Source organism: Hoeflea sp. (genome assembly GCF_984452065.1).
This window is the reverse complement of the sequence record NZ_CFHWAF010000011.1, coordinates 44,493-55,439: the sequence shown is the minus strand read 5'-3', so window position 1 is coordinate 55,439 and position 10,947 is coordinate 44,493. Positions and strand designations below refer to the sequence as shown.

The 10,947-nt window shown below is 62.5% G+C and carries 12 protein-coding genes and 1 pseudogene; 10 read left to right on the top strand and 3 right to left on the bottom strand.

Features of this window, described 5'->3' with window-relative positions:
- The 3 genes and pseudogenes from AC5E6N_RS04115 to ruvB form a co-directional block, all read left to right on the top strand.
- Window positions 1-143, top strand: a pseudogene (locus AC5E6N_RS04115) (crossover junction endodeoxyribonuclease RuvC); the annotation flags it as partial.
- A complete protein-coding gene (ruvA, locus tag AC5E6N_RS04110; RefSeq protein ID WP_491746620.1) occupies window positions 140-757 on the top strand; it encodes a Holliday junction branch migration protein RuvA in 618 nt (205 codons plus the stop codon). The pseudogene AC5E6N_RS04115 and the gene ruvA, both read left to right, overlap by 4 nt.
- A gap of 56 nt (window positions 758-813) precedes the next feature.
- Window positions 814-1,857, top strand: coding sequence for a Holliday junction branch migration DNA helicase RuvB (gene ruvB, locus AC5E6N_RS04105; RefSeq protein WP_491746619.1), 1,044 nt, complete (start codon window positions 814-816; stop codon window positions 1,855-1,857).
- On the opposite strand, the gene AC5E6N_RS04100 is transcribed toward ruvB, so the two are convergent.
- Genes AC5E6N_RS04100 through AC5E6N_RS04090 form a run of 3 tightly spaced genes read right to left on the bottom strand, consistent with a single transcriptional unit; the run spans window position 1,839 to window position 4,850 of the window.
- Complete coding sequence (locus tag AC5E6N_RS04100; RefSeq protein WP_491746618.1) at window positions 1,839-2,762, bottom strand: NAD-dependent epimerase/dehydratase family protein; 924 nt, start codon at window positions 2,760-2,762, stop codon at window positions 1,839-1,841. The genes ruvB and AC5E6N_RS04100 overlap by 19 nt on opposite strands.
- Window positions 2,759-3,613, bottom strand: coding sequence for a glycosyltransferase (locus AC5E6N_RS04095; protein ID WP_491746617.1), 855 nt, complete (start codon window positions 3,611-3,613; stop codon window positions 2,759-2,761). Before AC5E6N_RS04095 ends, AC5E6N_RS04100 begins: the two co-directional genes overlap by 4 nt.
- 16 nt (window positions 3,614-3,629) lie before the next feature.
- Complete coding sequence (locus tag AC5E6N_RS04090) at window positions 3,630-4,850, bottom strand: NAD-dependent epimerase/dehydratase family protein (protein WP_491746616.1); 1,221 nt, start codon at window positions 4,848-4,850, stop codon at window positions 3,630-3,632.
- Between the two features lie 158 nt (window positions 4,851-5,008).
- On the opposite strand from AC5E6N_RS04090, the gene ybgC reads away from it, so the two are divergent.
- The 7 genes from ybgC (at window position 5,009) to ybgF (ending at window position 10,930) form a co-directional block, all read left to right on the top strand.
- Entirely contained in the window at window positions 5,009-5,455 is a 447-nt protein-coding gene (gene ybgC, locus AC5E6N_RS04085; protein ID WP_491746615.1) for a tol-pal system-associated acyl-CoA thioesterase, read from the top strand.
- 302 nt (window positions 5,456-5,757) lie between these two features.
- A complete protein-coding gene (gene tolQ / locus AC5E6N_RS04080) occupies window positions 5,758-6,474 on the top strand; it encodes a protein TolQ (protein WP_491746614.1) in 717 nt (238 codons plus the stop codon).
- 17 nt (window positions 6,475-6,491) lie between these two features.
- Window positions 6,492-6,947, top strand: coding sequence for a protein TolR (gene tolR / locus AC5E6N_RS04075; protein ID WP_491746623.1), 456 nt, complete (start codon window positions 6,492-6,494; stop codon window positions 6,945-6,947).
- Window positions 6,948-6,956: 9 nt separating this feature from the next.
- Entirely contained in the window at window positions 6,957-8,012 is a 1,056-nt protein-coding gene (locus tag AC5E6N_RS04070; protein ID WP_491746613.1) for a cell envelope integrity TolA family protein, read from the top strand.
- Window positions 8,013-8,067: 55 nt separating this feature from the next.
- The gene (tolB, locus tag AC5E6N_RS04065) at window positions 8,068-9,369 is read left to right on the top strand and encodes a Tol-Pal system beta propeller repeat protein TolB (protein ID WP_491746622.1); all 1,302 of its coding nucleotides are present in this window, start codon (window positions 8,068-8,070) and stop codon (window positions 9,367-9,369) included.
- A gap of 101 nt (window positions 9,370-9,470) precedes the next feature.
- Window positions 9,471-9,977, top strand: coding sequence for a peptidoglycan-associated lipoprotein Pal (gene pal, locus AC5E6N_RS04060; RefSeq protein ID WP_491691210.1), 507 nt, complete (start codon window positions 9,471-9,473; stop codon window positions 9,975-9,977).
- Between the two features lie 56 nt (window positions 9,978-10,033).
- A complete protein-coding gene (gene ybgF / locus AC5E6N_RS04055; RefSeq protein ID WP_491746612.1) occupies window positions 10,034-10,930 on the top strand; it encodes a tol-pal system protein YbgF in 897 nt (298 codons plus the stop codon).
- Window positions 10,931-10,947 lie beyond the last annotated feature (17 nt).

Genomic DNA, 10,947 nt, shown 5'->3' with positions numbered 1-10,947 from the left:
TGATGGTCAAGGTGCTGCTGCCCAAGGCCCGGTTCGATACGGATGACGCGGCCGATGCGCTCGCCATCGCCATATGCCACGCGCATCACCGGCAGAGCGCGGCAGGCCGGCTGCGGCTTGCCGCCGGGGCGGGCGCGGCATGATCGGCAAGCTGAAGGGCACCATCGACGAGATCGGCGAGGACCATGTGCTGCTCGATGTCCATGGGGTTTGTTATGTGGCGTTCTGTTCTGCCCGAACGCTCGCAGGTCTTGGGCAGGCCGGTGAAGCCGTCGTGCTTTATATCGAAACCTTCGTGCGGGAGGATCAACTCAAGCTCTACGGGTTTTCGTCGGCGACGGAGCGGGAATGGTTCCGGCTTCTTCAGAGCGTGCAGGGCGTCGGCGCCAAAGTGGCGCTCGCGGTGCTCTCGACGCTCTCTTCCGCCGATCTTGCCAATGCGATTGCATTGCAGGACAAGGCGATGGTTGCCCGCGCGCCGGGGATAGGTCCCAAGGTGGCGCAGCGCATCGTCACCGAGTTGAAAAACAAGACACCAGCCGTTGCCGGCGATGCCCCGGCCGGGATCGGCCTGAAGCAGGAACTCGGAGAGGGGACGGCAAGCGGCCCGGTCACCGATGCGGTTTCGGCCCTTTCGAATCTCGGTTATTCCCGGGATCAGGCGGCCGGCGCGGTGGCCGCGGCGATGAAAACGGCCGGCGAATCGCCCGATTCGGCAACGCTGATACGGCTCGGCCTGAAGGAATTGTCGCAATGAAAACGTGTTTGCGAAATTGTCGCAATGAAAATGCGTTTGCGAAGCGGTGTTGAGCGATGAGTGAGCATGACAGGATCGTAACCGCCGATATTCGCGGGGAAGATGCCGAGGCCGGTCTGCGGCCGCAAAGCCTCGACGAGTTTACCGGCCAGGCCGAGGCGCGCTCGAACCTGAAGATTTTCATCGAGGCCGCGAAGGCGAGGGGCGAAGCGCTCGATCATGTGCTCTTTGTCGGCCCTCCCGGCCTCGGCAAGACGACGCTCGCGCAGATCATGGCGAAGGAGCTGGGCGTCAATTTCCGTTCGACATCGGGGCCGGTGATCGCCAAGGCCGGGGATCTGGCCGCCCTGCTCACCAATCTTGAAGAGCGCGATGTGCTGTTCATCGACGAGATTCACCGGCTCAATCCGGCGGTTGAGGAAATCCTCTATCCGGCAATGGAGGACTATCAACTCGATCTGATCATCGGTGAGGGGCCGGCCGCCCGCTCGGTCAAGATCGATCTGGCGCGGTTCACGCTGGTTGCCGCGACAACCCGGCTCGGCCTTCTGACCACGCCGCTGCGTGACCGCTTCGGCATCCCGGTGCGGCTCAATTTCTACACGGTCGAGGAACTGGAGCAGATCGTGCGTCGCGGCGCTCGGCTGATGGCGCTTGCCATGACCGACGACGGCGCGCAGGAGATCGCCCGGCGCGCTCGCGGCACACCGCGCATTGCCGGCCGGCTTTTGCGGCGGGTGCGGGATTTTGCCGAGGTGGCGAAGGCCGAATCGGTCACCCGGCAGATCGCAGGCGAGGCGCTCACCCGGCTTTCGGTGGACAATAAGGGACTCGATCAGCTTGACGCCCGGTACCTCACCATGATCGCGCACAGTTTCGGCGGCGGACCGGTCGGCGTCGAGACGATCGCCGCGGGCCTTTCGGAACCGCGCGATGCGATCGAGGACATTATCGAGCCCTATCTCATCCAGCAGGGCCTGATCCAGCGCACGCCGCGCGGCCGGATGCTGACCGCCAATGCCTGGCGGCATTTGGGGCTGGACGTGCCGAAGGATCTTGAGCAGCAGCAGACCAGTCTGTTTCAGGAAGGCGACGACTGACGCTGACCTGTCCGAGCGACAAGCCTTGAAACCTCCTCTTCCAGCAGCGGTTCTCCGCCGGGTTTCCAGCCAAGCGCGGCGATCTTTGACGTATCCATGATATTGTAGCCGCGCCGGTCGGCGGGCTCCGGCGGCGCGTTGCTGCAACCGGTCTCGGCCTGAACCAGGCTGAGCAGATCGCGCCGGTCGATCATCAGGTCCGACACATTGAACGTTTCCGCCCGGATATCCCTGTCCTTCGCCTCCAGCATCAGGCGCGCGGCCTTTGCCACGTCGCTTCCGTGAACCTCGGTTCCGCAACGCGGTTCAATCGGTCTGCCTTCGAGATAGTCGGAAAAAAGGGCCGACCATTTATGGGGTCCACCGGTCGACGGCGCTCCGTAGACGCCGGTGATGCGAAGGCTGGCAGTGCACAGTCCGGTCTGCGCCGCCAGTTGCGGAAGATGGCGCTCGCACGCCAGTTTGATCGCCCCGTAATGCGTGTCGGGACGGCATTCGGTCTGTTCGTAAAGGCGCGCGCCCCGCCGCTGCTTGCCATAGGCTGCGCGGCTGGAGAGAAAAACCGCACGCTGAACGCCGGCGTGCGCCGCAGCCTGAAACAGCAGAAGCGTCGCCAGGAAATTATGCCGCCAGAAACCGGACACATCCTTGCCTTCGCCGCCGCGATAGAGCCCGGGCGCATGCGAGAACCCGGCATGAACCAGGCTGCCGAACCCGCTTACGACCTCCTGGAACCGGGTCTTCGGGTCAAGCGACATTTCAATATATCTGTGCTGCTCGCCAAAGAGGCTCCGGTCCGGCGCCGTGCGGCCGGCAATCGTGACATCGTAGCCGTTTCGGGCGAGTTCCTCGACGATGAAGCGCCCGACCGTCCCGCTGCCGCCGGTGACAAGGACCCTTTTCACGCCGTGTCCGCCGGGTTGCTGAGCGTATCGAGATCCGGAATGGCATTGCCGGTGTAATAGGCCTGCCAGAGGTCGATCAGCGGGGCGAGGCGCCCGGCCTTCGGGTGGTCCCGTTCCCAGGGCTTTTCATATTGGAAATGCAGCACGTTGACGCAGGACCAGTCCCAAAGTTGCGGAAGGTTGAACCACACATATTGCAGCATGTTGTCGAAGACCGGCAAGCCGTGCCATTGCGGGAAATAACTCTCGAGGAACGTCTGGTCCGTGCGGCGCCAGAATTTGTCCGGCTTGTCGAGTTTCGCAAGCATGTCGGAAAAGGTTCCGGGCGACGGCCGGGCACCAAAAACACCGGAATTCAACCGGTGAAAATCGGCGAGCGATTCGTAGACGTTCGGTGCCGCCGAAAATTGCGGGTAGGAGAACAGGCGGTCGATGTTTCGAAGCACCAGCGCATCGGCGTCGACAAAGACGCAGCGTTCATAGTCTTCCAACTGCCACAGCCTCAGCTTGACGAAATTGTCGAGCGGGGTGTGGAAGGCCGGTTTGCGGCCTTTGGTGAAGGGTGCGTCGGCGTGCAGCGTCTTGCGTGCATGCCGTTCGTTGAAGGCATCCGATGTCGGCAGGAGGTCGGCGCGCATCAGGCGCGCGCCAAGCGCTTCGAGGCGGGAAAGCCGATCGGGCGCGACAGCCCCGGTATGAAGCACCACACAGTCGGCGGAACTGCCGCTCAGCGCGATCGAGCGGATCAGCGCCTCTGCGCCCATGACGTAGTCGCTGTTGGTGACCAGCGTGACATAGGCAAAACGGCTTTCGGTGGATGGTCCGCCGGTCTGTTTCGGATGGTCGCTCACGGGCTGGCAGGTCCGGTCAGGACGCCGATTTCAGCGATTTGCCTTCCGGATCGCGGTTGATCGTCGGCTCGATGTCCTTTGTCCATGCCGACACGGCCGGGATGCGGCTGCGGTCGACGCGGTAGGCATATTTCCGCGCAACCTCGACAACCTCTTCCAGAAGCCCTTCCTCGAGCGTGATCGGATCGAGCCCGAGCTTCAGGAACTGCTCGTTGTGAACCACGAGGTCGTTTTCGGCCGCTTCCTTGCGCGGGTTGGGCAGATAGGCGACGTCCGTGCCCGTCAGCTTCGAGACCAGTTCGGCCAGATCCTTGACCCGGTGCGTCTCGGTCATCTGGTTGAAGATCTTGACCTTGTCACCGGCTTCGGGCGGGTTCTGCAAAGCGAGATCAACGCAGCGCACGGAATCCTGAATGTGGATAAAGGCCCGCGTCTGTCCGCCGGTGCCGTGAACGGTCAGCGGATAGCCGATCGCCGCCTGGATGAGAAACCGGTTGAGGACGGTGCCGTAGTCGCCGTCATAGTCGAACCGGTTGATCAGCTGTTCGTGGCGCCGCGTCTGTTCGGTATGCGTACCCCAGACAATGCCCTGGTGCAGATCGGTGATGCGCAGGCCGTCATTCTTCGCGTAGAACTGGAAAAGCAGCTGATCCAGGCATTTGGTCATGTGATAGATCGAACCCGGATTGGCCGGGTACAGAATATCCTGGGTGACCGTGTCGCCGCCCATCGTTTCGATGCCGACCGGCAGATAGCCTTCGGGGATCGCCGCGCCGACGGTCGAATATCCGTAAACGCCCATTGTGCCGAGGTGGACGAGATGCGCGTCGACGCCGGTCTCGACCATGGCGTTGAGCAGGTTGTGCGTGGCGTTGACGTTGTTGTTGACCGTGTAATTCTTGTGGCGGTCGGATTTCATCGAATAGGGGGCGGCGCGCTGTTCGGCGAAGTGGACGATCGCATCCGGTTCGTGCTCGGTCAGCCAGGCTTTGAAAACGTCGTAATCGCGGGCAATGTCGATGAGGTGGAAATGGATGCGCCGGCCGGTCTCCTGGTGCCAGATGCGGGTGCGCTCCTGGATCGAGTCCATCGGCGTCAGCGACTGCACGCCCAGTTCCGTGTCGATCCAGCGCCGGGACAGGTTATCGATGATGTGGACATCGTGGCCCTGGTCCGACAGGTGCAGCGACGTTGGCCAACCGACAAACCCGTCCCCGCCGAGAACCGCAATCTTCATGGTCAAACCCTCCAATGGCCTCTTGGAGCGAGCGTTAGCCCGCAATTGTGACAGGATTGCAATGGCCGGTGGACAATTGCCCTGCGCGTGTGATGAAACACAATTGCTGTGGCAACAGAATTATGCCGCGTCAACCGCGGCGGCCCCTATAGTTGTTGATGGAGAATGCGTTGATCGAGGCACTCGCCGGGGAACTGGTCGCAAACGGGCACAGGCTGGTCCAGCGTGTCTATTATGAGGATACGGACTTCTCGGGTGTCGTCTATCACGCCCGCTACCTGCATTTCCTCGAACGCGGCCGGACCGATTATCTTCGCTGCCTCGGGATCAGCCAGAGCGAGCTTGCCGGCGCGTCCGACGGCAAGGGGCTGGCCTTCGTCGTCTATCACATGGATATCGCCTTTCGCGGTGCGGCGCGGATGGATGATGTAATCGAGATCGTTACCGAGCCGAAGAAGGCGACGGGCGTGCGCTTTGTGCTGGACCAGAAGATCACGTGCGGCGACAGGACGCTGATTGAAGCAACCGTGACCGTTGCCATTGTCGACAGACAGGGACGTCTGACACGCCTGCCTGAGGACGTCGCGCGCAAGTTCGCGGTGTAGCGGCCCTCCCAGACCGCCGCATCGGCTGTTTCGAGCGCCGTTTTCACGTTCATGTCATTGCGCGGTGTTAGTGCTTGCCTTATTTCCTAACCTGTCATTAACCATAACCGTGCCTTAATGAGATGTGAGGAACCGGGCATTTCGCGCGCCTTCCTTTGACCAAAATTAGCCGCAACAAGGCAGGCCGGGTGAGTGAGACGGTGCAGGCAACGACAGCGAAACCGGACCGCGTGTTGCGGCAGTCATTGCGGTTTCCCGGCTTGATTGAAGCGGGACACTTGAACATCTAGGATCGGAACAGAATGGAACAGGTAGGTCTGGCCGCCACGAACGAGGTGACGCTTTGGGCGCTTTTCGTCGAGGCCGGTTTTGTGGTCAAGCTCGTCATGATCGGGCTCGTGGCCGCCTCGGTCTGGACATGGGCTATCATCATCGACAAGAGCTTCAACTATGCCCGGGCGCGGCGCCAGTTCGACCGCTTCGAGCAGGTCTTCTGGTCGGGCCAGTCGCTGGAGGATCTCTACCAGATGCTCTCGGACCGCAATACGAGCGGCATGAGCTCGATCTTCGTTGCAGCCATGGGCGAATGGAAAAAGTCATTCGAGCGCGGCGCGCGCTCGCCCATGGGGCTGCAGATGCGCATCGACAAGGCCATGGATGTCACTATGGCGCGCGAATCCGAAAAGCTTGAAGCGCGGCTCGGTTCACTGGCGTCGATCGGCTCGGCGGCACCGTTCATCGGGCTGTTCGGAACGGTGGTCGGCATCATGACCTCCTTCCAGGCGATTGCCGGATCGAAATCGACCAATCTCGCCGTTGTCGCGCCGGGCATTGCCGAAGCGCTGCTGGCGACGGCCATGGGCCTGCTCGCAGCCATTCCGGCGGTTATCGCCTATAACAAGTTTTCGTCCGATGCGGGCAAGCTGACGGGGCGCATGGAAGGATTTGCCGACGAGTTCTCCGGTATCCTGTCGCGTCAGATCGACGAGAAGCTGCAGCAGCGGCAGGCGGCTGAGTAGGGAGAGCCGCCATGGCCATGGGAACGGATACTTCAGGCAGCGCGGCTCCGCGCAGAGGCGGCAACCATCGCAAAGGCCGCCGCCGCAAACCGATGAGCGAGATCAACGTGACGCCCTTTGTCGACGTCATGCTGGTGCTGCTGATCATCTTCATGGTTGCGGCACCATTGTTGACGGTGGGCGTTCCGATCGACCTGCCGGAAACCGAGGCGAGCGCCCTCAATTCCGAGACACAGCCCATTACCGTTTCGGTCAATGAGGCCGGGGAGATTTATCTTCAGGAGACATCTATCCCGCTCGATGAGGTTGTGCCGAAGCTTCAGGCCATTGCAACGACCGGTTATCAGGAACGCATCTATGTGCGCGGCGACCGCAATGCCGATTACGGCACGGTGATGAAGGTCATGGCGCGCATATCGTCGGCCGGGTACAAGAATCTCGGCCTCGTCACGCTCCAGGAGCAGGATGGGTGATCCGCCGCCATGAAGCTCGGCATCTTCATATCCGGCCTGTGCCACGCGATGTTGTTGAGTTGGGGGCTCTTCTGGCTCTCCGCACCGGAATCCCATGAGGCGCTGGAGATAGAGTCCATTCCGGTCGACATCATTCCGGTATCTTCGATCACCCAGATCCAGCAGGGTGACCGTTCAGCGGCGCTGCAGGAGCGCGCCGCGCCGAAGCCGACCAGCCGGCCGGAGCCGGTGGAAGACGCGCAGAATGTCGGCGACAACACCGTCGATCTGAAGCCGACGCCGGTCGAAGAGCCTTCCGAGCGCACCGTTGAAGCGGCGGCGGAGCCTGAAAAAGCCGATATTGCCGAACCGACGCCGTCGGTCGAACCCGACGCACCGCCGAGACCGGCGGAGAAACCGGAACCCGTTCCGGCGACGGAAGTGGCGGCGCTGCCGGAACCGCAGCAGCAGGTCGTGCCCGATCCCGTCGCCGAAGCGATCGCGGAAGCGGAGGATTTAAAGCCGGAATTCGAGCAGTTGCCCGACAACGTGCCGACGCCGACGCTGAAACCGGCGCCGCCGAGGGCGCAGACCGCGAAAACGCCGGAGCGCAGGAACAATGAGGACAGAAGTCAGTCCGCCAGCGCCGCCTCGACCCGGGAGAGCGATTTTAACGCCGATGAAATCGCGGCTTTGCTCAACCGCGAAGACCCCCGTGGCGGCGGCGCCCTGCGCAGCGAGCGTGAAGCGGGGCTCGGTGGTCAAACCACGACCGCCGGCCAGGAGTTGTCGCAGAGCGAAATGGATGCCCTGCGTGGCCAGATCCAGCGTTGCTGGCAGATTGTCCCGGGGCTGAGCGACGGCGGCGAAGTGCGTGTTCAGGTCAGTATGCGGCTTGACCGCTCCGGTGCCATTGACGGACAACCGGATGTGCGGGCGACGGGTGGATCGGAGCAGGTGCGCCGCGTGCTGGCCGGTGGGGCGCGACGGGCCGTGCTGCGCTGCGCGCCCTACAGTCTGCCCACGGAGAAATACGAGACCTGGGCCGAAGTCGTCGTAAACTTCGATCCGAGCAAGATGTTCTGAGGAAAGAATCTTGAGCGAAACATATCCCACCAGCACCCACTCCAAACTTCGTTGCCTGCGCGGCCTGTTCATCCTGTGTGTCGCGCTTGCCGGCTGTGCGCTGGCGGCCGCGCGTCCGGCCCTCGCGCTGGTCGAGATCGACATCAACCAGGCGAATGTCGAACCGTTGCCGATGGCTGTCACGGACTTCATCTCCGACGACGATCTCGGCCCGAACATCTCGTCCGTCATTGCCGACGATCTGCGGCGCTCGGGCCTCTTCGCGCCGATCAACAAGCAGGCCTTCATCCAGAAGATTTCGGACCCGGACGTCTCGCCGCGTTTCGAGGACTGGCGGGTGATCAACGCCCAGGTGCTGGTCGTCGGCCGCGTCAGCAAGGAGGCGGACGGCCGGCTGCGCGCGGAATTCCGCCTTTGGGACACCTTTGCCGGAGAGCAGCTCATCGGCCAGCAGTTTTTCACGCAGCCTGAAAACTGGCGCCGGGTCGCGCATATCATTGCCGACGCCATCTATGAGCGGCTGACCGGCGAAACCGGTTATTTCGATACCCGCGTGGTGTTCGTGTCGGAAACCGGGCCGCGCAACGAACGCCAGAAGCAACTGGCGATCATGGATCAGGACGGCGAGAACCTGCGCTTCCTCACCCAGGGCAACGATCTTGTCCTGACGCCGCGCTTCTCGCCGAGCCGCCAGGAGGTCACCTATATGTCCTTCGCCGACGGGCAGCCGCGTGTCTACCTGCTCCAGCTCGAGACCGGCCAGCGCGAAATCGTCGGCAATTTCCCGGGCATGACGTTCTCGCCGCGCTTTTCGCCGGACGGGCAAAAAGTGATCATGAGCCTGCAGCAGGACGGAAACGCCAATATCTACACGATGGATCTGCGCACCCGCGCGACCACGCGGCTGACCGATACGGCGGCGATCGACACATCGCCGTCCTATGCGCCGGACGGCAACAGAATCGTTTTCGAATCGGACCGCGGCGGACGTCAGCAGCTTTACGTGATGAACGCGGACGGGTCGAACCAGAACCGCATCTCCTTCGGCGACGGCTCCTATTCGACACCGGTCTGGTCGCCGCGCGGCGATCTCATTGCCTTTACCAAGCAGTCCGGCGGCAAGTTTTCCATCGGCGTCATGCGGCCGGACGGCTCCGGCGAGCGCATCCTGACGACCGGATTTCACAATGAGGGACCGACATGGTCGCCCAACGGGCGGGTGATCATGTTCTTCCGCCAGCCGGCGGGTGCCGCGGGGCCGCAACTCTATTCGATCGACCTGACCGGCTATAACGAGCAACGGGTGGAAACGCCGAATTTCGGCTCGGATCCGGCCTGGTCGCCATTGCTGAAATAGTATCGCAAGGAAACCGCAATGTGCTGTATAAGGGGAAAGCGGCGCAGCGCCGTACACTCCGGCAGCAAAACAGACGTGTCGTCACAACGAGGAGATCGACCATGACAACAATGATGAGCTTAGCGCGCAGTCCGGCCGTGCTTGCGCTGGCCGTGGCGCTGGCCGTGGCCGGCTGCTCGTCCAAACGAACGCTGCCCAACAGCCCGGGCGAACTTGGGCTTGCCGGCGGCGGCGCGGTCCCCGGTTCGCAGCAGGACCTGACGCTCAATGTCGGCGACAGGATATTCTTTGATACCGATTCATCGGCAATCCGTCCGGATTCGGCCGCGACGCTCGACCGTCAGGCGCAGTGGCTGACGAAATACCGGGACAAATCGGTGACGATCGAAGGCCACGCCGACGAGCGCGGAACACGCGAGTACAACCTCGCACTCGGCGCGCGCAGGGCGGCAGCGACACGTTCCTATCTTGTTTCCAAGGGTGTGGCGGCAAACCGCATCAAGACGATCTCCTACGGCAAGGAGCGTCCGGTGGCCGTTTGTGACGACATTTCATGCTGGTCGCAGAACCGGCGCGCCGTGACGGTTGTCGGCGGCGTCGGCAGTTGACCGCAAACAAGGGTGGGGGCCTTGCAATCGCGCCAAAGAAAGGCAGGAAACAACTTATGACCGCGTATTCTCGCATTCTGGGCGCTTGTCTTGCGCTGGCGCTCGCCCCGGGCATGGCTGAGGCCGCGCTCTCTTCTCGGACGGTACCCGCACCGGTTTCTATTGGCGCTTCAACGCAGGCATACAAGCCGGCGGAACGCGGGCCCGTCGTGCTTGCCCAGGCCGGAGACACCGCTTTCCGCATGGGTCAGATGGAAGAGCAGATCCGGGCGCTGAACGGGCGCGTCGAGGAAATGAATTTCCTTCTGCTTCAGATGCAGGAGCAGATGCGGCAGATGCAGGAGGACAACGAGTTCCGCTTCCAGGAGATCGAAGGCGCCACCGGCGAACGCACCGAAGCCGCGCCGCAGGGTGAGCGTGACGTCGCCGTGACGGATCAGTCCAGCGGTCCGGCGGAACCACCGCGCGATCTCGGCACGATCACCTTTGACGAAAATGGAGAGCTCGTCGGCGGTTCGGCCGCCGAGCCGCCTGTACAGGACGACACGCAAACCGCCTCGCTTCCCGCCAGGGATGCGGAGCAGCTTTACCGCGCCGCATATGGTTATGTTCTGTCCGGGGACTACCCCCAGGCGGAAGCCGCCTTTAACGACTATATAGCGCGCTATCCCGACGAGCCGAAAATCGCCGATGCCTATTTCTGGCTCGGCGAAGCGCAATATTCGCAAGGCTCCTTTCATCAGGCCGCAAAGACCCTGCTGACCGCGCATAAACAATATCCCGAGGCGCAGAAGGCTCCCGAGATGCTTTTGAAACTGGGCATGTCGCTGGCCGCGCTTGACAATCGCGACACGGCCTGCGCCACTTACAGGGAAGTGCTGACGCGCTATCCGGGCTCCTCGGAGGCGGTCAGGAGCAAAGTGGCGGTCGAACAGAGCCGTATGAGCTGCTGAACGGATCGCTTCCACCC

What these genes read in the sequence shown, in the direction of transcription:
- ruvA (WP_491746620.1), top strand. Translation starts at nt 140, where the DNA reads ATGATCGGCAAGCTGAAGGGCACCATCGACGAGATCGGCGAGGACCAT.
- ruvB (WP_491746619.1), top strand. Translation starts at nt 814, where the DNA reads ATGAGTGAGCATGACAGGATCGTAACCGCCGATATTCGCGGGGAAGAT.
- AC5E6N_RS04090 (WP_491746616.1), bottom strand. Translation starts at nt 4,850, where the DNA reads ATGAAGATTGCGGTTCTCGGCGGGGACGGGTTTGTCGGTTGGCCAACG.
- ybgC (WP_491746615.1), top strand. Translation starts at nt 5,009, where the DNA reads ATGGAGAATGCGTTGATCGAGGCACTCGCCGGGGAACTGGTCGCAAAC.
- tolQ (WP_491746614.1), top strand. Translation starts at nt 5,758, where the DNA reads ATGGAACAGGTAGGTCTGGCCGCCACGAACGAGGTGACGCTTTGGGCG.
- tolR (WP_491746623.1), top strand. Translation starts at nt 6,492, where the DNA reads ATGGGAACGGATACTTCAGGCAGCGCGGCTCCGCGCAGAGGCGGCAAC.
- AC5E6N_RS04070 (WP_491746613.1), top strand. Translation starts at nt 6,957, where the DNA reads ATGAAGCTCGGCATCTTCATATCCGGCCTGTGCCACGCGATGTTGTTG.
- pal (WP_491691210.1), top strand. Translation starts at nt 9,471, where the DNA reads ATGACAACAATGATGAGCTTAGCGCGCAGTCCGGCCGTGCTTGCGCTG.
- ybgF (WP_491746612.1), top strand. Translation starts at nt 10,034, where the DNA reads ATGACCGCGTATTCTCGCATTCTGGGCGCTTGTCTTGCGCTGGCGCTC.